A 21041-nucleotide genomic window follows, 5' to 3' on the forward strand; every position below is an offset into this window, starting at 1 on the left:
TAAAAGTTTTTGAAGAGGGGATGGGGTCTGGGGAAGGGGGGAAACTTTTTCCAAAAAGTTTCCCCCCTTCCCCAGCCGTCGGAGACCCTAATAAGACGCCGGCATTATAGGCGGAAATGTCGAGACTTTGAGTTGTCCGAAAAAGGCGGCGCCCCAGAGGCCGCTTTCTTCATTACAGTTGAGATAGATCGGAATATCTTCGAGCATGAAGCCGTATGTGGGCGAGTTGATGAACTCTCGGGTGAACTCGGGATGGGTGAGCATAGACGGGTTCTTGGCGGCCAGCCCACCGGCAATGTAGACCCCGCCCAAGGCGACGACACACAGTGCATAGTTGCGGCAGGCACGGCCATAAAATCGAGCGAACATGGCGAGCGTCTTTGAATTTTTGTGGAAGGTCGCGGCCACTTCGGCGGGATTGAGCTTCTCACCGGTCAGATATTCGTGCAGCAGGGTCAGGCCGAATCCGGTGACGATAAAATCACCGAACGGGTAGGGGTGCCCGGTGCGTTCGAGAACAAAGGCCTCATAGGCGTTTTCTTCATCCCCGACAAAGCCGAACGACGCATGACCGGCTTCCGAGGGCACGGCAATAAACCCGGCATGCTCCACCGGCATAAGACAACTCTGTCCAAGACCGGTACCCGCACCGATGACAGCGAGGGGACGATCCTCTTGAATGACGCCCTCTTTGATCAGTCTGGCATCGGAAACGGCTTGCGTGCGGCAGGCATAGGCTTGCGCCACAAAATCGTTGATGAGAAAAAACGATTTGACGCCAAAATCCTGCTTGGCGTTGGAGACGTCGATATCCCAAGGAATATTGGGTGGCTTGGCGTAGGTTTGTCCTTTAATCGCACCGGGTACGGCAATGACGGCTGCATCACAGTCGGCAACTTTGAGAGGAAAGTCGCTCTCGTCAAATGTCTTGAGAAGATCGGGGAAGGATGACGCATCCTTGGTGGATAACCAGATGGAATCCTTGAATTCAAGCTGGTTGCCATGGACTTCAAATCGACCGAAACGGCTATTGGTTCCGCCGATGTCTGCTACGAGAATTGTTTCCATAGAGTGATAATAGCTGGTTTTGAAGGTGCTGTGCAATATTTTTTTCGCATAATTCAGTGCGGTTGATGATATATTGTCATATCATTGCAAGATGGAGCATGTATGACAAATGCACGTCAACAGTTTACGGTCAACGATATGGTGGCCTACTTCACGTCCAGTCATTCCTGGCCCATTCGCGCACAGGTTGTGGAGGTTATACTGCAGCCTGAACAAGAAATATGTTTACGGATTCAATTTGAATCGGCAGGACAGATGATTGAACGGTGCGTTGCAGCAAAGACTTGTCAGCCCATTGGCAACGATGACAATTTTTTCTCCACAATCCGTCGAAAGAGGACAAAGCGCGTCTCCTCACAATGTTTCAAACAACGGAAGTGACCACGTGTTCGATCAATTCACTCAAGTCGCCGCTACACTCTCTGATTCTCCTGTGCTTCAGGCCTGTTTGGCCGCGGTCAGTACACTTATTCTTGAAGATCCGACGACCATCGGCTGCGGTTTTCTCGTGGCGCATGGCAATATGTCCTATTGGGCGGCGTTTTGGGGGCTGTTTCTTGGCATTGCGGCGGGCGATTTCACGCTGTTCATGTTCGGGCGCTTCACGGCGAGTCGATTATCCAAAGCCGGTGTCACCGGCGGGGACCGATTGGCCATGATTGGGAAATGGTTTCAGACGAACATCGTCTTTGCCGTGCTTGCCGCCAGAGTTGCGCCGGGAACCCGTATGCCGACCTATATCGCGGCCGGTGCCTCCGGGGCCAATGCCTTTGCATTTTTGGCGACCACCATTGTTGCGTCGCTCGTGTGGACTGTCATCTTGCTCAATGCGAGTATTTATTTCGGTGAAAATGTCTTGAGCGAACTCGGTCCCTATAAAGTGCCGCTTGCTATTGTCATTGTTGCCGGGTTCATTGGATTGCAATGGCATTTGGCCAAACGACGTGCAAAAAACGCCAAACAGAAGAAACCGCCCGCGGCCTCGTATTTCGAATTCTGGCCAGCGTGGTTGTTTTATATTCCCGTGGTTGTCTGGTCGTTTTGGCTCGGCATTCGGTATCGTGGCTGGATGCTCCCCACGGTCGTCAACCCGCATATTTTTTCCGGCGGCATTATCGGAGAGTCCAAAAGCGAAATTCTTGCGCAACTTCCCGAATCCACCGCGTCGTATGTCGCCCCGTGGGTGGTGGTGCGTAAAACCGACACATTGCATCTGGTCGATCAGATCGAGCAGGCGATGACCGCCCGTGGTTTCGGGTATCCCGTTGTGGCCAAGCCGGACGTCGGGCAACATGGTGACGGAGTTCAACCCATTGATTCACGGCGACAGCTTCAGGACTATATCGCCGCTTTTCCGGACTCTGCCCGCTTCCTTGTGCAACAACGCGTTGCCTACGAACATGAAGCCAATGTGCTGTATATGCGTATTCCCGGCGAGGAGCGCGGGCGTATTTGTTCACTGACCCTCAAGCGATTTCCCACGGTGAAAGGCGACGGCGAAAAAACATTGCGCGAGCTTATCATGGCCAACGAGCGGGTTCGGGGGATTCGAAAAGCGGTGTGTCGACGTTTCTCCCAAGAAGCTTTGGATACCGTTGTTCCCCTGGGCGAAAGCATCAGACTGGTCTTTACCGGGAGCCATCGGCAAGGTGCGCAATTTCGAGACAGTAACAACCAGATCACGGACGAGATGACCGCTGTTTTCGATGCCATCGCCGCATCCATGCCCGAACTCTGGTTCTGTCGGTTCATTATCCGATTCGACACGGTTAAAGCGCTCAAACAAGGTCGTGACTTCCTCATTCTCGATATCAACGGCGCTGCCGCCGAAGCGACTCACATTTGGGACCCCAGAACTACGCTGCTCGGTGCCTATCGCGATCTGTTTGCGCAGTGGGATATGGTTTACCGCATCGGCGCTAAGAACCGGGCGCGAGGGTTCAAACCCATGAAATGGGGAGACTTTTTCAAGACGGTAAAGACCTATCGCCGGATAGCGAAACGGTATCCGGAAACAATGTAGAGGAAGAAGTTCCCGTTTTGGGAACTTTTCTTGACAGTGCACCTTATACCACGTAGATGATGCCCGTGCGGATATTGAAGCGAAAGACATTGTATATTTATTGCGAGAAGTACTCCGATGCAAAAAGCAGCCTTCTCGCATGGCATGACCTCGTCTCTAAACGACAATACGATAACCACGCTGACCTCAAAAATGACTTTCCGACGGCCGATTATGTGGGCGGAAACAGATACGTCTTCAATATTAAAGGGAATCGCTTCAGATTGATTGTTTCGCTGAACTTTCACGTCAAATTGGGCTACGTGAAATGGTTCGGCCCGCACGCCGAATACGAAAAAATCAATGCAGGAGAAGTCAAATATGCTGATCCGTGTCATTAAGACGGATGCTGCCTATGAAGCGGCCCTGGCTTGGGTCGAAGAATTTTTCGATGCCGAACCCGGCACCCCGGAACATGAAGAACTGGAAGTCTGGACAACCCTGATCGAGGCCTATGAAAACGAGCACTACACACTTCCCGCCCCCTCGCCGATCGAAGCCATCGAATTCATGATGGACCAAAAGGGCCTGAAACAAAAAGACCTCGTCCCATACATCGGCTCCAAAAGCAAAGTCTCCGAAGTCCTCAACGGCAAACGGAAACTCACCCTCAAAATGATCCGCGCCCTGCACGAAGGCTTGGGTATCCCGGCGGATACGCTTTTGCAGGATACTGGTGACGTCATTCCCGTGAGCTATAGCGTGGAGGGTGTTAAGGCGTATTGTTAGTTTGGTGGAGAGGGGGCCTGTTGTTTTTCTAGTTCGGCGAGTTGTTCTTTGATTTTTTTCTGAAGATGGTTAGGGAATGGTGTGGTGCCATCGGGGCATTGGGCTTTGTCGAGGAGTCGGAGGCCTTGGAGTTTGATTTGTGGGCTTTCAGAGCAGTAGAGCCATAGCCGAGCGCTATTGGCGATGGAAGTCGTGTTTATGCCTACTTTTTTGTTGTTGCAAGCAGTATCTATGAGTGCTTGTATGTATTTGGGAGCAAATTGAGTTGGCGTCAGACTTTGTCCCTTCCAGCCTAAAGCTTGAATTTGCTTTTCATCAATCAGACAGTCCGTGAGAACGACCGAAGTGGTTGGCGATTCTCCCATGTACTCCTGATATTCAAAGCTTTTTTTGAGGTTCTCTGGTAAATCCTTCGCGAGAGATTGAATACCTTTTTCCCATTCGTTTTGACTTAAAGGGCCAAAATTTGTGTCGCGGAGATCGACGAGTTTGAAAGAAGCGGGCAAGCGTGCGCCTCGTAAATTTGCTCCTGTCATATTACAGCCTCGAAAATTTGCCCCCGCCAAGTCAGCACCATTGAGGTTTGCCCCGGTCAAGTCAGCACCATTGAGACTTGCCTCCCTCAAAATTGTTAAGTCTACGCCGTCAAGGTCTGCCTCCCGCAAGACCTCCAAGTCTACATCATCGAGATCTGCCCTTCCAAATCTTGCTCCTTCGAGGGCTGCTTCCGTCAGGTCAGCACCATTGAGGTTTGCCCCGGTCAAGTCTGCACCATTGAGGCTTGCCCCGGTCAAGTCTGCACCATTGAGGTTTGTCTCTATCAAAATTGCCAGGTCAGTACCATTACGAGCTTCCCGCCTCAAAATTTCCGAGTCTACACAATGAAGGTTTGCCCACCCCAAGTTTGCGCCCTCGAGGTTTGCACCCGTCAAGTCAGCGCCTTTGAAGTTCGTCTCTGTCAAGTCTACGTCTTCGAGATTTGCCTTTGTCAAGTCTACGCCTTCAAGGTCTGCCTCTATAAAGTTTACCCCAACAAGCTTTGCCTCCGTTAAGTTAGCGCCTTTGAGGTCTGCCCCCGTTAAGTCCACATTATTGATATCTGCCCCCATCAAGTTCGCGCCATCAAGCTTTACTCCTTTCAAGTCAGTGCGCTCGAGTTTTGCCCCCGTTAAGTTAGCGCCTTTGAGGTCTGCCCACCCCAATCTTGCGTCCTTGAGATTTGCCCCACTCAAGTCAGCGCCTTCGAGGTGTACATTTTTCAATCCTGAGTCTTCAAGGTTCCCCCACCACGTGGCTTTGCCTTCGATGTCAGGGATCCTCAAAACTGTTTCCAAGAAGTTTGTTGGCTCCAAATTTGCTTTTTCGAGGTTTGCCTTCGCCAAGTCAGCTCCTTTGAGGTTTGCCCCTGTCAAATATGCGCCTTTGAGGTTTGCCTTCTCAAGAGAAGCAACGATAAGTTGACTGTTATTCAAGTTGGCCTCTTCTAATTTTCGTTTATTGAGATTGAGACCAAGCTGATGTTTCTTTGCATAGTCGGCAACGCGTTCATTATATTGTTCTTGCGAAAGGTTTTCCCCCGTGAAGAGATCGGCAGGAATTTCTTTTTTCAAGAGAAGACGGTTTTGAATATCCAAGTTCCGCGGTACTGATGGGAGGCGGTCATAATATGAAGCCCAAGAAGGAATACTATCATTGCCTTTTTCTGGTTTCTCACTGTCCTTCGGAATAAATGATTGTAACGATTTTTCAATATATCTCGTCTCGTCTGGAAGTGTAAGCTGGAAATTGATCAATCCAACAGTAATGATTAAAAGGCCCATGGAACCAAATTCTAGGGATAATGCAAGCCATCGACGATACGAATTATCAAATATATTGTACCAGAGATACAGCATGGTGAAGGCATCAAAACATAATGCTCCGCGTTGAATCCAGGTCACTTTTGGGTCATGATAGGCCAAGAAATACCATTGAAAGAGACAGAGAAGGACGAGCGGGGCAACCACACTGATAGCCCACAGGGCGATATGGCTGATAAATCGTAACCCCGTGGGCATATCTCTGTCTAAAAAGAGCGTTGTCAGCAAAAAATTTGCATGCAAATCGCGCTCGTAGCATTCTTTACCCTTTTTTCCATTCCCATATTTCTGGCAGAGTGCCGCATCGAGCCGCTTCAGATTGATGGATAAATAATAGTATTGCCGAAGCAAATTAAGGTGGATGACGGTCAAGGCCAGAGGGCCAGCCAGAAAAAACCACCAGAGCGGCAATTGGATATTGAGTAACGGAACAGCTTTCGCTGTTTCGCGCAGTAAGTCTTCATGTGTTGTGCTCGTCACCGCCACAAAGAAATAGATGAGAATAGCCAGATAGGCGAGGAAGTTGCCTTGCGCATGGACACTTTGTTGATGGATGGCGTCGCGCAGTTGGTTGACACAGACGGTATCACATCGTGTTGCATCCGGGCGGTGTTTTTGTGGCAGTCGGATACGAGAGAAGATCGTTTGAAACACGGATTTATGAGATTTCGGCATGCTGATTCTTTTATTTGTTTTAACGATGAAAATTCATCATTTTTCATCGCGCATTGCGATGTATTCGAGTCTCTTGAGCTGTATTCGTATTTGTATCGTTTCTTTTTTATGTACCTTAGAAGATTTTTTTGCGGTTTGGCAATGCTGGCTTCATAGGAGGTATGGTTCTCGCATTGAAAGGTATGAAAATCGATTGCAGCATGTGTGGTCGTTCTTTTCGCAGGGGGGCAATGCAAACAAGGAGTTGTATGATGCGAGTGTTGAGAACGATGGTGATAGTTGTGGCTCTCTTCAGCGTGGCGCCATGGGGGGGAGCGGTCTGTCACGCACAAACGAACGATGACGATGAGCTGATGTTGCTCCTCATGCCGGTGATGTCTGCGGCTGCGCAAACGGGGATGTTGTCTTCCATCGGAGAAACCTCGGCGCAGTTGATTGAACCCCAAGTCGTTGCGGCAGATCGAAACGCGGTGCTGAATTTTGTGAATGCCTATCCCGTGGGAACCGCTCCGGCATCGTGGGAGCTGTCCACGACGGATGGAAGCTGGAATTCCGTTGGACTCGGGTATACCGAAGGCGTCGATACCTCCAACTATGGCGCAGCAATTCAAGCGGTCATTGGTGGTGATCAGATTGGAGTTATCGGCAAAGTCAATGCCGGGGGGTTGAAGGCGGAATCTTTGTCGGGCTGAAATATCAACGCACCAACTGGAGTTCGTATAATATGTAACGCATCCATGTGGTCTTGAGTTTGAAACGAAATGTTCACCGTCGTTCTGTATATCGGGCTATATATTTTTGTACTCTGAGAACGAATATCAGTGTAGAAAAGCTATAGCCCACATAATATTATATCGAAACGATGAGCTTGTCGTGTTGATATGGAAGAAATTCCATCGACGTGATATTTTCCCTCCCTGAATGTGATCATTCCATTTTTTTCTTTCCTTCCTTCTTCATCACATTGTACACAATATATCCTTCATCTTTGCGCTCCTGTAGCCAGTATCTCGTGGATGAAGAATGAATGGTGCTACTTCTTTTCTTTTTTGACAAATGTATACAGCTTCGCTATGAGTTCAAGAATATGAAGAATCCTCATGAAAAAGTAGTATTACTGTTATATCTAAAAACATAACGCTTTATAGGTGGGAGACGATTTATGAAGAGGCTCAAATCGTTACGATTTACAACAAAGCTGTTTGTTGTCTTGTTCCTCCTTCTCGCCGCGCTGCTGACAATGCTCGTCTTCAATATATCGAAATCATATCAAGATAGTGCAAAAATGATTGAGCTCTCTCGTATGGATGATGACTATATCCATTTAGTTGATCTTGCCAGAACTGCTCAAGTCACCTTCAAAAAACAAGTTCAGGAATGGAAGGATATATTGTTACGTGGAAATAACGCTCAGGATTTTGCGAAGTATCATAAGAGTTTTTTAAACGATGAATCAATGCTCTTGTCACATCTTGATGAAATCGTTCAGATGCAACAACGAATGGGATTAGAGACTTCGGGTGCGAAGAATCTGAAAACGGATTTCATACAACTTGGAGAAGAATATAAAAAAGCCTTGAAGAGCTACGATACAGCCGATCCGGAGTCGGGAAAACGCGTCGACAAAATGGTACGAGGAATCGATAGAGCACCGACTGATGCTCTTGATGTGTTGGTTGCGGACATTCTTCAGGCTTCAATAACCGAGAGCAAGCAGCGACAAGAAAACATGGAAGCCGAAACACAACGCGAGACAACCGTGATTATCGTCGTCTCCAGCATTTTTATTGGATTGTGCATCCTCGCAAGCTGGCTTGTATTTCGGGAATTGAGCATCGCACTTTCTCGGTTATTGGCCTATTCTCACGAAATTTCACAAGGAAATTTACATGCTGAAATGTCTTTTTCATCATCCAATGAATGGGGGGATTTGGCCAAGACCATAACGGCGATGGTGACGGCACTGAAAGAAAAGCTCGGATTTGCGCAAGGCATTATGGATGCGATTATCACCCCGTGTGTGATTTCGAATGTGGATTGTAATGTTATCCACGTCAATCAGGCCGTTATCGATCTCATTGAGATTGGGGGGACACCTGAAGAGTATGTCGGAATACACGCCGGAAAATTCTTTTATAATGATCATACAAGACCAACGGTGACGGAAAAAGTCTGTTCAACGAAGACGGTCATTGCCAATGCCATGGCGGAAGTGAAGACGAGAAAGGGGCATAGCTTGCATTGCAAAGTCGATGCAGCTCCTGTTGTGGATTTGGATGGCAACGTGGTGGCGGGCTTGGCCCTGGTGACCAATATCACCGACATTGTACGCCAGCAGCATCAAGCCGAAGAACAGACCGCAAAAATTGCGGAAGTCGCCAATAATGCCGATGTGATTTCCCGCACCATTGCCGAAGCCTCTGCCAATGTTGCCCATCAGGTTGAGCAGGCCTCCGAATCCGCCTCGGTGCAGCAAGCACGTATCGGAGAAGCCTCAACCGCCATGCAGCAAATGAGTGCCAGTATTCTCGAAGTGGCGCGCAGTGCAGGCTTGGCCGTTGAAACCGCAACCAATGCCAAAGAAAAAGCGGCAAATGGAGCCTCTATTGTGGGGGACGTCATTCAAGGAATTGAAGCCATTCACCAGACATCTATTGGGCTCAAGGACGATATGAGCGCGCTTGGCAAGCAGGCAGAAGCCATTGGTCAGGTGATGAATGTCATCTCCGATATTGCAGATCAAACCAACCTCCTTGCATTAAACGCGGCTATCGAGGCAGCCCGAGCAGGGGAAGCCGGACGCGGGTTTGCTGTTGTTGCCGATGAAGTGCGAAAACTGGCAGAAAAAACCATGAATGCGACCAAGGAAGTCGGGGACGCCATTCAAGGCATTCAACAGGGAACCAAGAAAAACATAGAAAATGTCGAACGTTCCGTGACGAAAATTGAAGAAGTCAATACGCTGTCCGGCTCCTCGGGAGAATCGTTGCGCGAAATCGTTTCCTTGGTGGACGAAACCACGGACCAAGTTCGGTCCATCGCCACGGCTGCCGAAGAACAATCCGCAGCGAGTGAGGAAATCAGCCGTTCCATTGAAGATGTGAGTACACTGTGTGCCGAAACAACCCAAGCTATGGTGGACTCGACGCAGGACGTTGACGCCCTGGCTCATCAGGCCCAAGAACTGAACCAACTGATCGAGACCATGCAAGGAGCCGGTTCGTGCGAATCCGTTCTCGCGCTGGGTACATGACGGTCTTGGAGAGTGCTCGATAGACCTTTTTTCAAACGGCCGACGAACATTGTCGTTGGCCGTTTGATGTTGCTCCAGGCGCTGTTCTAATGTGGTGTATTCAGATCGAAAGCAAACCGTTTGCTTGATACGTTACGTTGTGCTTGGTGATACATGCTTTCTTTTTTTTTGGTATGCTGTATGAATGAAGTACTGCTGTCTTAGGCGTATCATCACAAAAGTGAACATATTGCATGGAGAGTGATTGTGCTACACCGTATTATTCTTTGTTTCATAGTGCTTTGGATATTGGGTGCGCTACCCGCGTTGGCGGCAGAGACGGCCGACGTCATATATTTCGGTGGACCGATTGTGACCATGGTGAGCGATGGTGCCCAGGTAGAAGCGCTTGCTGTTGCAGATGGAAACATTGTTGCCACAGGCAGCAAGAAGGATGTGATGGCCCTCAAGGGAGACGAGACAAAACTCGTCGACCTCAAAGGTAAAACCCTGATGCCCGGGTTTATTGATCCGCATTCGCATGTGTCATTGCAGTCTGCGAAGTTTTCCACCGTTAACCTTGATCCCGTTCCCATTGGCGATGTGAAATCGATTGCCGACATTCAACGAAAATTGCGCGAATACATTGCAAAAGAGAAACCAGCGCCCGGAAAATGGGTTTTCGGGTGGGGCTATGACGATACGAATCTCAAAGAAATGCGACATCCGAATCGGAAGGACCTGGATGCGGTATCGACAACCAATCCCATTTTTCTCATTCATATCAGTTGCCACCTTGGAGCGGCCAACAGCCTGGCGCTGAAAGATGCTGGTGTTACGGCGGAAACACCCGATCCTGAAGGCGGTCGATATCAGCGCGAACCCGGCAGCAAGGAGCCGAATGGCGTTGTGGAAGAAGCGGCTCTGATGAAGTTTGTTGCCAGTGTGCCGCCACCGACAAAGGAAAATGCGTTGAAGATGTTGCAGGAAGGGCTACAAAAGTACGCCGCCTCCGGGATAACGACAGCATGTGACGGTGCAAGTTCAGAAGATGTGATGAATCTGTTTCGCGCCTTGGATGCGCGGGGTGAACTGCCGATCGATATTGTTGCCTATCCACTGTACAAGAGCGCGAAGGATTCCACGGTTGATGATATTGCGAAAAATTGGCGGCATCCTGCTCGGCTTCGTCCCGGTGGCTTGAAGCTCGTTTTGGATGGTTCCATTCAAGGTTATACAGCCTACTTGACGCAGCCGTATTATAAAGAACTCAAAAATGGAGAACCCGAGCCGGACTCCTGTGAATCCGATGCCGTTACGGGATTGTTTTATCAAACCGCGAACAATACCAGTCATGACACGAAGCCCGAGGAAGAGCACCAGAATACAGATCGTGGCTATCCGGGCATGAGCCAGAAAGATGTAACGCATTGGGTTCAGGTGTGTAAGGACAGGCAGATTCCTTTTCAAGCCCATTGCAACGGTGATGCCGCTGTGGATATGCTTCTGACAGCCATAGAAGCCGTCTACAAGAATGATCCGCAACCGGATTTACGCAACATCATCGTTCACGCGCAAACCATTCGTGAAGATCAACTCGATAAAGCGGCGAAATACGGCTTGGTTCCGTCCTTTTTCCCCATTCACGTGGTGTTTTGGGGAGACCGACATCGCGATATCTTTCTCGGTCCCAAACGTGCAGCTCGCATTGACCCGAGTCGTTCGGCCTTGAATCGTGACATGAAGATCACTCTCCATCACGATGCGCCTGTTGCCGGTATAGGCATGCTTCCGGTTGCATCGGCGGCGGTGAATCGTATTACAAGCAGCGGCAAACTTCTCGGCCCGGATCAACGTATCACGCCGTACGAAGCCTTGCGAGCCATTACCAAAGATGCCGCCTGGCAGTACCACGAAGAGGACAGAAAAGGGACGCTGGAACAGGGTAAGCTCGCGGACATCGTCATTCTGGACAAGAATCCGATGACCGTAGACCCCAAAACAATCGGCGACATCCAAGTCCTTGAGACAATCAAAGAAGGAAAGACTGTATATAAGGCAGAATAGGAGAATAGGGGGGAGCTTGCCTCCGACCTCTGCACTCACTTTTTGAAAATTATTTTCAAAAAGTGAGTGCAGAGTCATCCCCTCTTCAAAAACTTTTAACGGTTTGACCTTGTTATGTGCTGCCAGAGTTGAAGCTCTCTCGACAACGTTTCACGAACCACAGATCATTTCAGCCCCGGTCCTCATTGCATGTGTCCAGAAGGTGGGGTCTGGGGAGGATAATCCTCCCCAGCCGCCGGAGGCAAGCCTTTCAGCGCCGAAGGCGCCCCTTTACCCCCTCTCTCTCTTTTTTCTCTTCTTCCTACACGACTTGGCGATCCATATTTCGGTAGTTCAATGCTTCGGCAAGGTGAGGGACGCTGATGTTGTCGACACTTTCGAGGTCGGCGATGGTTCGGGCGAGTCGGAGAACGCGAGTGTGGGCGCGAGCGGAGAGACCGAGACGGCGGACGGCTTCTTCGAGAAATCGGTGCTCGTCATCGGTAAGCGGGCAGAATGCCGAGAGGTGACGGCCGGACAGGTGACTGTTGTCCGGGATGGGCAGACCGCTGTAACGCTCGACTTGACGGGCACGGGCTTCTTCAATGTGCGATCGCATCGTGGCGGAATCGATACTGCCCGTATCTTGCCGGAGGTCCTTGTAGTCTACGGCCGGGACTTCGACTTGCAGGTCGATACGGTCGAGGAGAGGACCGGACAGCTTGGAGCGGTAACGCTGGATTTGCATCGGCGAGCAGGTACACTCGTGCCGTGAATCGCCGAGATATCCACATGGGCACGGGTTGAGCGCCGCAACAAGCATGACATCGGCCGGATACGTTATGGAAATGGCCGCGCGGGAAATGGTGACAGCCCCCTCTTCGAGGGGTTGGCGCAAGACTTCGAGCACGGTCTTTTTAAACTCAGGAAGTTCGTCGAGAAACAGGACTCCGGAATGCGCAAGGGAAACCTCTCCCGGCTTGGGATACGACCCGCCGCCGATAAGGCCGGCATCGGAAATGGTGTGATGGGGAGAGCGAAAAGGGCGCTCGGTGACAAGCGCTTTTCCCAGGGGGAGGAGGCCGGAGACGCTATAGATTTTTGTCACCCCCAGGGCTTCATTGAAGGTGAGCGGTGGGAGTACGGTCGGAATACGGCGGGCGAGCATGGTCTTGCCTGAACCGGGAGGACCAAGGAAAAGCAAATTGTGACCGCCGGCTGCGGCAATTTCAATGGCGCGTTTGGCGTGTTCCTGACCTTTGACTTCATTGAAATCAATATCGAAATCACTGGCGATGCGCTTGCCGAAATGTTCGCTGGGCAGCGTCGAGGATAGGTTGGATTCCCCGGTAAGAAACTGGACGACGTCGAGAAGGGTGTTGGCTCCGTAAACCAGAGCACCTTGGACAACCGCAGCTTCGGCCGCGTTTGCTGTCGGGACGATGATCCCTTTGGCGTCCATGTCACGGGCCATGACGGCCAATGGCAGTATGCCGGGAACGGGCTGTATTGCGCCGGACAGCGAGAGCTCGCCAGCGATGACAAACCCTTCGAGACGTTCCGGTGGGATGATTTCCAAGGCCGCGAGAAGGCCGAGGGCCAGGGGCAGGTCGTAGGCGCTGCCCCCTTTGCGGACATCGGCCGGGGCGAGATTGACGGTGATGCGGGCTGGGCTGAGCTTAAAGCCGCTATTTTTCAGGGCCGAGAAGACGCGTTCCTTGCTTTCGCGGACCGCGCCTTCTGCCAGGCCGACCATGGTGAAGGCGGGCATGCCCTGTCGGGCGAGATCCACCTCAAGATGAACGGCGAATGCGTCGATGCCGATCAGGGCGGCCGACGTCACCCTGGATAGCACAGGCTACTCCACGAGTTTGCCGATACGATTCCAGCGCACGTGGGGAAAGCCGTCCCAAGACCAATAAATAATAAGGGCTTTGCCTTTGATTTTTTCGCGGTCAACGAACCCCCAGAATCGAGAGTCGTACGACTCATCCCGGTTGTCGCCCATGACAAAATATTTCCCTTCGGGAACAGTAATTTGAGCCATGTTGTCACGTCGACCAACCATGTTGGGGTCGGTGTGTTGGACATAGGGTTCGACGAGCTTTTCACCGTTGCGATAGACGTCTTTATTCCGGATCTCAAGGGTGTCGCCGGGCAGACCGATGACACGTTTAATGAAGTCTTTTGAGGGATCTTCAGGAAATTCGAAAACAATGATATCTTCATGTTGGGGGTTGTCGATATCGACGAGAATGGTATCGGTGAAGGGGATTTTGAGACCATAGATGAATTTGTTGACAAGCAGATGGTCACCAATTTGAAGCGTTTCCAGCATGGATCCGGACGGTATCTTAAAAGCCTGAACCACGAAGGTTCGGATAATAAGAGCGAGAACAAGTGCTACGGCGAGCGCTTCAATGTATTCAAGGAGAACTTTTTGCCATCTGGGATTCATGCGACCCTCCGAGGGGAGACGTCGGCCAAGGCGTATCTGCGCGAAGCTGACCGGCATCCCACGGAACCAAGTTTGTATTAATTGATACGTTGATAGGAAAACGGAGATGTTTACCGTTGAATGCGTTGCATTGCAACCTCAAGTGTTCCGTTTGGATAAACCGCGGTCATGACGGAGAAAGAAGCGATCAAGACTCATGTCGATCACGTCGCCGTCCTTGGGAAAATACAGCCTCCCAGTCTACGGGAGTGAGGCTGCGCCGATTGCGCTCTTGGAGGATGGGCCAACCGTCATCCGGGATGTGTCGTGTCAGGATACGGTTGACGAATTGCCGACCGGCATCTCCACAGCATTTACATGACCATCCGCAGATATCACAGGTGCATCCGCCGGTTTTAAACATTTCTTTCAGTGTTCCGGAGCGATCACAACACGCGTCGCACAAGAGCAGAACGGATTCGTGAAGAGCAGCGGTATTAGACATAGGGACGAAAAAAAATGTCCTGAAACGTCGTGACGACGTTTCAGGACAATAACTTTAAGGTTTAGAGTACACGCAGGTGTACAATGGGTGACATAATGAACGGCATCGCGCCGATTTCTTCCAGGGCTTCGGCAACATCTTTTTCGCGTGCGCCATGCGTGAGAAAAACGATAGGAACGGTACCGTTCTTGGGTTCTCCTTTTTGCACGGCCTGGGCAATGGAGATATCTCGTTCCCCCATGACGCGAGACAATGCCGCCATGACACCGGCACGATCTTCGACATTGAATCGAAAATAATGGGGTCTGGAGGCCATTGCCGGAGGCATGATGTTGGCTTGTGGCAAGCTCGGGTCATCGAAACCGAGGTTATTGACGCACGAGCCTTCGCGTACAAGCGCCATAATGTCAGCCAAAACGGCACTGCCAGTGGGGCGTGCTCCTGCGCCCTTTCCTTGAAAGAGCACCGCTCCAACGGCATTGCCTTCAACTCGAACCGCGTTGAAGGAGCCGCATACCTGCGCGAGCAGATAGGTTTTTTTGACAAGCATGGGGAATACGCCGGCTTCAAGCTGACCGTCCTCGTCGACCACGCGGCCTATGAGTTTGATCTCATAGCCGAGTTCCCGAGCATACTCGATATCGATCGGATCGATGTCGGATATACCTTTGACCGGGAGACGGGCCAGGGGATAATCCTGCCCGAAAGCAAGCCGGATAAGGACAACGAGCTTGTGCGCCGCGTCGATTCCTTCGATGTCGAACGTGGGGTCGGCTTCGGCAAATCCGCGGTCTTGAGCACCTTTGAGCGCATCTTGAAAACAGACGCCCTTGTCGGCCATTTCCGTCAGGATGAAGTTGGCCGTTCCGTTGAGGATACCGACAATGCCTGAGATCCGGTTTCCGGCGAGGCCTTCCTTGAGTGCTTCGACGATGGGGATGCCACCGGCCGCACTGGCTTCATAATAGAGACCACGCTTGTGCTCGGCGGCAAGCGCAAACAGTTCGGGACCGCGTTCGGCCAACAGGGCTTTATTGGCGGTTACGACATGCTTGCCAGCCCGAATGGATCGCGTGATGAGTTCATGAGCGGTTTTGATGCCACCCATGAGTTCGACCACGATATCAATTTCGGGATCTTCGGCCATCGTGAAGCAATCGCGAGTGACCTCGACGTCGCTCGGCGGGGTCCAGGCACGGGTTTTGGTCGTATCGCGAACGGCAACGGTCTTGATACGGATATGGCGCCCGAGACGGCGCGCGATCCAGTCGTCGTTTTCGTCCAAAATAGTGGCCAGGCCACAACCCACAGTGCCAAGACCGGCAATGCCGATACGAATCGGATCGTTGTTCACATGTTACCCCGAGATGACTTTTTTCAGGCCGCGTATAGCCTGATTGATACGATGTCTGTTTTCCACAAGTGCAAAGCGGACGCGGTCGTCGCCGTAATGGCCGAAACCGAGTCCGGGGGATACGGCGGTATGTCCTTCTTTCAGCAAGAGCTTGGAGAATTCGACCGATCCCATTTTTTTGAATTCATCCGGAATTTCCGCCCAGACGAACATGGTTGCTTTGGGGGGCGGAACGTCCCAGCCAATACGATTGAGCCCCTCAATCAACGCATCGCGACGATCTTGATAGATGTCCACGATTTCTTTGACACATTCTTGAGGGCCGTTCAGTGCAACCGTGGCCGCAATCTGAATGGGCTGGAAAATACCATAGTCGAGATAGCTTTTGATGCGGGTGAGGGCATGCACCATGTCCGGGTTGCCGCAGCAAAAACCGACACGCCAGCCGGCCATGGAGTAGCTTTTGGACAGGGAGAAGAATTCGACGCCCACATCTTTTGCGCCTCTGGCCTGCAGGAAGCTCGGTGGCATGTAGCCATCGAACCCGAGATCGGCGTAGGCGAAGTCGTGAATGACGTACATATTGTGTTCTTTGGCGAAATCCACGATTTTTTCAAAGAACTCAATGTCCACAACAGCCGTCGTCGGGTTGTGGGGGTACGAAAGAATAAGCAATTTGGGCTGAGGCCAGGTCTGTTTTGTTGCCAAAAGCAGATCATCAAAAAAATTGCGGTCTAGTCCGATAGGAATACGCCGGACATCTGCCCCGGCGATGATGCTTGCGAAGGGGTGGATGGGGTATGCCGGATCGGTGGCGAAGACAACATCGCCCGGGTTGAGCATGACCATGGCAAGGTGAGCCAGGCCTTCTTTGGCACCCATCGTGACCACAACTTCCTTGTCGTGATCGAGCTCCACGCCAAACCGACGAAGATACCAGTTGGCGATGGCCAGGCGCAAACCGTGAATACCCTTGGATGCCGAGTAACGGTGGTTGACTCCCTTTGCCGATGCTTCAACAAGCTTATCAACAATATGCTGAGGTGTCGGGATGTCTGGGTTGCCCATGCCAAGGTCGATGATGTCTTCCCCTTGACGACGCATGCGCATTTTGAGGTCGTTGACGACCGCAAAAACATAGGGGGGAAGGCGATTCATTCTCGCAAACTTTTCCATTGGACCGTGTTCTCCTTAAGAACAAAAAGTGACGTTTGGGATCGCGCGAATCTATCCGTGTGACCCTGTCCTGTCAAAGCCGGAAGCAATTTAGGTATAAAAGACAGGATCAAATCCACAGAAAAAGACTGCGAACCACTCAAGTTGCGGGGGAGCCGACACCGCTTGTTGTGACTTGCTTGGACGAACTCGTCAAGAGGATGATTTTTTTGTTGACAGAAATTTCCTCAGTGCCTATATACCCCTCCTCCAGGCGGTGACGCCAATCATGCGGAGAGGTGTCCGAGTCGGCCGAAGGAGCTCGCCTGCTAAGCGAGTATGGGGGGTAGACCTCCATCGAGAGTTCAAATCTCTCCCTCTCCGCCACAAGGCTATAATTCCTGGGTGTTAGCGGGAGCTAACATCCAGGTTTTTTTTTCATACGTCGTGTTCACCTTGTGACCCGACCAATTGCCCCCGTTTATGAGGTGAAGCAGCATTGGCAGGAGCAATTCTCGCGTCGCTGGTACGCCCGTCGGTACTGCCTTTTGAGGTTGATGCGCCGGTAAAATCAGCACCGTACCAGGTTGGAAAATGGTTAGCGTCAGATCAGCAGATATTAGACGCCTGGGCAGATGAACTTATATTAGAAGCTAAGGTCGAGGAGGCGAGACCTCCCTTGGCGCCCGTGCTTCAAGAGTTCAAAGAACTTATAGAAAACGATCCTGAATTGTACATGCTCTTTACGGAGATGTTTCTTCAGGTACCGCATACGCCCGAGTTCGCCCAAGACCCCACCGGGGGCCCGAAAATCAGAGATTACCAACATATGTTGGAACTCATGAATGTGATTTTGACACGGGCACCGGAGTTCAACACGACCGGTTTGGTCGGCTTTCCCTTGAATGCCATTTTGAATTGGGCGATGGGGACACAAGCCGGCACAGCGGCGTTTCTGAATCAAAAGGTCAATCAGCAGCTCAAAAAAATATTGAATGAATGGGCCAAATTTCTCGAGTCTCCGGAATCGCGCTATGTTTTGACCGAAGACCCCGAGCACGGTTGGTTTGGCCGCGACGCGCAACAGGCGATGCCCACGTTTGTTGAAGATTTTGTCTGTGATCCGACGGCACCGTATTACGGCTATGCCTCGTGGGATGATTTCTTCACTCGAACACTGCGTGAGGACCAACGCCCTGTGGCTGCGCCGGAGGACGATACCGTCATTGCCAATGCATGCGAGTCAGCCCCGTATCGGTTGGAAACGAAGGTCAACTTTTGCGATACGTTTTGGCTCAAGGGGCAGCCGTATTCCTTGGCGCACATGTTCGATGGAGACCCCATGGCGAAGCAATTCGTCGGCGGGACGGTCTATCAGGCATTTCTCAGCGCGTTGAGCTATCACCGATGGCATAGCCCGGTCAGCGGGACGGTGGTTCAAACCAAGTTGATCGAAGGTTCCTATTACGCGCAAGCCCAATGCGAAGGCTTCGACCCTGCCGGCCCCAACCTGTCGCAGGGATATATAACGCACCTGGCAGCCAGAGCGCTCGTCTGCATTGAGGCTGATAACCCGGACATCGGTTTGATGTGTGTCCTGTTTATCGGCATGGCCGAAGTGTCGTCCAATGAAATCACGGTTGTCGAAGGGCAACATGTGAAGAAGGGTGAACAGCTCGGCATGTTCCACTACGGTGGTTCCACGCATGTGTTGCTGTTTCGTCCGGGCGTGGAACTTGAATTTGATCTGCACGGCCAGGAACCGGATGTCCACTCCCATAACATCCTCGTGCGCGAACGTATCGCCACGGTGAAAAACGGACGCGACACCGGAAAACATATCCCTGTCGATTGACATATATCATCAAGCTCAGCTGGGTCTGGGCGTCACGTTTCGTGCAAGATTTTACCCTTCACGAGAGCAAAACGGCCGCTTTATGCGGCCGTTTTTGCGTTGGAAATAAAGAATCGTGTTCACCTAAAGAGTCTATTGGAGAGCTCAGGAGGATTCATTGAGTTTTTGGAGGAAAGAACTTGCATTATCTTTGTGTACAGCGATATAGTTTGTTGGAGTCTTATCCTCTCTATCGGGTTCAAATCGTTGGATTTTGGTAAGAGCTCCGTTGAACTGTATTTGGTATACATTGTATTCATGCTCAACAAAAAAATTTTCAAGCTTTCTCAGCTTTTGCTCCCTGTACTCAACGATATCATTCTGTAATTTTTCTTTCGTCACACGAAGGAAATGATTCAAGATTTCAAAAACAATGTAGGGTGAACATTTTGTTATAGTTCCGGAAAACCCTTTCAATACCTCGAGTTCTCCACCTTCAACATCAATTTTGATGGTAGCAATTGGGGATTTAATAAACTCGTCGACAATTTCATCTCCACGGGTTCCATAGACGCATTTCGAATAGGTGTGAAAACCATCAGGCCTGTATTTGGAATCAATAGAAGTCGTTGGGTCACAGTTTAGCTTGCGATATTGCAACATAATTGGACCTGTTTTATCGGCAGCAGCAACAGGGATAATGTGATGGTTTTCAAGCGCGTTGGCATTGATGAATCTCTTGGCAAGGAAACACGATGTGATATCAGGCTCAAAGCCAACATACATGGCATTGAAACCAAGGCTATAGAGTTTTTTTATTGTTTGTCCAACATTTACTCCTACGTCAATAAATGCACCATCATGATTTTTGATGAGAAAAGAAAATACAGAATCGAGTTCTGGCTCATAGTTGTCTAGTGATAATGCTATAGAGATATCTCCATCTTTAGAAATGTAGATTGGATAATGATATTTATTGTTGTTTGTGAATTTGATAATATCAATGCTTAGTGCCTTTGCTGTCATTTTTAGTAATTTTAGAAATGGTCTTCTCATAAATCCTCACGATGTTTTAGTTTTTAGCTTTTTGAGAATGTTTTTGGTAAAGAATAACATATAACAATAATTTTTTTCCCATATGTTATATGACAAACGATTGCAATGGTGTATGTTCCTTCTTGCATGGTCGTATTTGGATGCAATGTGATGGTAAAATATTGAATAATATAGATTTAAATGTTCAAAATCTTTTCCGTCAGGGACATGTCCATTTGTTCTGATTTGTCTTATTACTCCTTTTCTAGTCTGATTATGAACGCTCACCTGCATCGAACTCGACAATCATGATATCTGTTTGATGTAGATGGTTCGTACTTGGGCCAACTTTGCATAGCCGGGGAGTGAGAGTCCTGCGTACGGCGATGGAGACCACTCCTTTTCATTGGCGTACGAATAGAAAATATAATGTTCAACACAACGGACATTCGGCATCAATAGTGAAGTTATCGCTACGATGACGTTACCGCAGAAGACGAGGCGAATGCGGTGCGGTTGTTTCACGTTCACGCTTCAATTATCGCACGCATTCTTGCTCATTACTGACAGAAACAGGAAATTTTGATGGAAAAAACTTTTAGCGGGTAATATTTCCCAAATTTTATGTTCACTCTACAGTACGTTGCGCACTAAAATCGTAGCTCTGGCCGATTGGATCTGATAGGTAAGAAAAACGAGCATCAATTCAACCTGCAACTCCACGAGGCGAACATGCGCGTTTTGTCTCTCTTTACCCTAGTACATAGTATAATTTAAAATTTCGGATATAGGCGCTTTAACTTGATGCGCGCATCCTTGGTCGTAAATCTCCAGTCGACCTGTGACTGGCGGTTGTTTCTATCTTCGTTCCATGCCTGGACTTGGGTACGCATTCTCTCAATACAATCAATCCGGCCGGCAAGGCACTGACGTTTCAAGGCGCTCAATTCTATTTCAGCAATGTTCAACCAACTCCCATGCTTGGGGGTATGGTGTATTTCAAGGCGTTGCGCAAGGCGTCTGGCTTCTTCTGCGGAAAACGCTGCGTAT

The 21041-nt window shown here is 50.2% G+C and carries 17 protein-coding genes and 1 tRNA gene; 10 read left to right on the plus strand and 8 right to left on the minus strand.

The annotated features are described in order from the left end of the window. Positions 1–87: 87 nt before the first annotated feature. On the minus strand, positions 88–1068 hold the full coding sequence (locus tag G451_RS0124500) for a glucokinase (protein WP_027186303.1): 981 nt from the start codon (positions 1066–1068) through the stop codon (positions 88–90). Between the two features lie 102 nt (positions 1069–1170). Here G451_RS0124500 and G451_RS34725 point away from each other — a divergent pair, with 102 nt between their 5' ends. The 4 genes from G451_RS34725 to G451_RS35235 are packed head-to-tail and all read left to right on the plus strand — an operon-like array spanning position 1171 to position 3859. Beyond that, entirely contained in the window at positions 1171–1449 is a 279-nt protein-coding gene (locus tag G451_RS34725; protein WP_027186304.1) for a hypothetical protein, read from the plus strand. A 4-nt stretch (positions 1450–1453) separates the two neighbouring features. Next, positions 1454–3091 (plus strand): DedA family protein, encoded by a 1638-nt coding sequence (locus tag G451_RS33330; protein ID WP_051261868.1) that lies wholly within the window; start codon positions 1454–1456, stop codon positions 3089–3091. Positions 3092–3150: 59 nt separating this feature from the next. Beyond that, positions 3151–3471 (plus strand): type II toxin-antitoxin system HigB family toxin, encoded by a 321-nt coding sequence (locus G451_RS35465; RefSeq protein WP_425387528.1) that lies wholly within the window; start codon positions 3151–3153, stop codon positions 3469–3471. Further along, entirely contained in the window at positions 3452–3859 is a 408-nt protein-coding gene (locus tag G451_RS35235) for a helix-turn-helix domain-containing protein (RefSeq protein ID WP_051261870.1), read from the plus strand. Before G451_RS35465 ends, G451_RS35235 begins: the two co-directional genes overlap by 20 nt. Here the strand turns inward: G451_RS35235 and G451_RS33335 are convergent. Continuing rightward, positions 3856–6393, minus strand: a complete 2538-nt coding sequence (locus tag G451_RS33335) for a pentapeptide repeat-containing protein (protein WP_051261871.1) — start codon at positions 6391–6393, stop codon at positions 3856–3858. The two genes, G451_RS35235 and G451_RS33335, sit on opposite strands and share 4 nt — an antisense overlap. Before the next feature lie 248 nt (positions 6394–6641). On the opposite strand from G451_RS33335, the gene G451_RS0124530 reads away from it, so the two are divergent. From G451_RS0124530 to G451_RS0124540, 3 genes are all read left to right on the plus strand, one after another. Then, positions 6642–7085: a hypothetical protein gene (locus G451_RS0124530; RefSeq protein ID WP_156921808.1), complete on the plus strand. Its 444-nt coding sequence runs from the start codon at positions 6642–6644 to the stop codon at positions 7083–7085. Positions 7086–7555: 470 nt separating this feature from the next. Further along, entirely contained in the window at positions 7556–9646 is a 2091-nt protein-coding gene (locus G451_RS31550; RefSeq protein ID WP_051261872.1) for a methyl-accepting chemotaxis protein, read from the plus strand. A gap of 246 nt (positions 9647–9892) precedes the next feature. Beyond that, entirely contained in the window at positions 9893–11692 is a 1800-nt protein-coding gene (locus G451_RS0124540) for an amidohydrolase (protein ID WP_027186307.1), read from the plus strand. Positions 11693–11993: 301 nt separating this feature from the next. On the opposite strand, the gene G451_RS0124545 is transcribed toward G451_RS0124540, so the two are convergent. After that, positions 11994–13526, minus strand: coding sequence for a YifB family Mg chelatase-like AAA ATPase (locus G451_RS0124545; protein WP_027186308.1), 1533 nt, complete (start codon positions 13524–13526; stop codon positions 11994–11996). 3 nt (positions 13527–13529) lie between these two features. Beyond that, positions 13530–14129, minus strand: coding sequence for a signal peptidase I (gene lepB, locus G451_RS0124550; RefSeq protein WP_027186309.1), 600 nt, complete (start codon positions 14127–14129; stop codon positions 13530–13532). Positions 14130–14325: 196 nt separating this feature from the next. On the opposite strand from lepB, the gene G451_RS34450 reads away from it, so the two are divergent. Next, complete coding sequence (locus tag G451_RS34450) at positions 14326–14490, plus strand: hypothetical protein (RefSeq protein ID WP_156921809.1); 165 nt, start codon at positions 14326–14328, stop codon at positions 14488–14490. 184 nt (positions 14491–14674) lie between these two features. On the opposite strand, the gene G451_RS0124560 is transcribed toward G451_RS34450, so the two are convergent. Together G451_RS0124560 and G451_RS0124565 are read right to left on the minus strand one after the other, a co-directional pair. Then, positions 14675–15967 (minus strand): homoserine dehydrogenase, encoded by a 1293-nt coding sequence (locus G451_RS0124560; protein ID WP_027186310.1) that lies wholly within the window; start codon positions 15965–15967, stop codon positions 14675–14677. 3 nt (positions 15968–15970) lie between these two features. Beyond that, complete coding sequence (locus G451_RS0124565) at positions 15971–17143, minus strand: aminotransferase class I/II-fold pyridoxal phosphate-dependent enzyme (RefSeq protein ID WP_027186311.1); 1173 nt, start codon at positions 17141–17143, stop codon at positions 15971–15973. Positions 17144–17415: 272 nt separating this feature from the next. On the opposite strand from G451_RS0124565, the gene G451_RS0124570 reads away from it, so the two are divergent. Together G451_RS0124570 and G451_RS31555 are read left to right on the plus strand one after the other, a co-directional pair. Further along, positions 17416–17509 (plus strand) — tRNA-Ser (locus G451_RS0124570). A 112-nt stretch (positions 17510–17621) separates the two neighbouring features. Continuing rightward, positions 17622–18977, plus strand: a complete 1356-nt coding sequence (locus G451_RS31555) for a phosphatidylserine decarboxylase family protein (protein WP_211236388.1) — start codon at positions 17622–17624, stop codon at positions 18975–18977. Positions 18978–19121: 144 nt separating this feature from the next. Here G451_RS31555 and G451_RS0124580 read toward each other — a convergent pair whose 3' ends face one another. Together G451_RS0124580 and G451_RS0124585 are read right to left on the minus strand one after the other, a co-directional pair. Then, positions 19122–20012 (minus strand): FkbM family methyltransferase, encoded by an 891-nt coding sequence (locus G451_RS0124580; protein WP_084448764.1) that lies wholly within the window; start codon positions 20010–20012, stop codon positions 19122–19124. 752 nt (positions 20013–20764) lie between these two features. Continuing rightward, positions 20765–21041, minus strand: a 277-nt coding sequence (locus G451_RS0124585; protein WP_027186313.1) for a transposase, incomplete at its 5' end; no start/stop codon positions are given.

Origin of the sequence: Desulfovibrio inopinatus DSM 10711 (genome assembly GCF_000429305.1) — a bacterium.
Classification (GTDB): Bacteria; Desulfobacterota; Desulfovibrionia; order Desulfovibrionales; family Desulfovibrionaceae; genus Alteridesulfovibrio; species Alteridesulfovibrio inopinatus.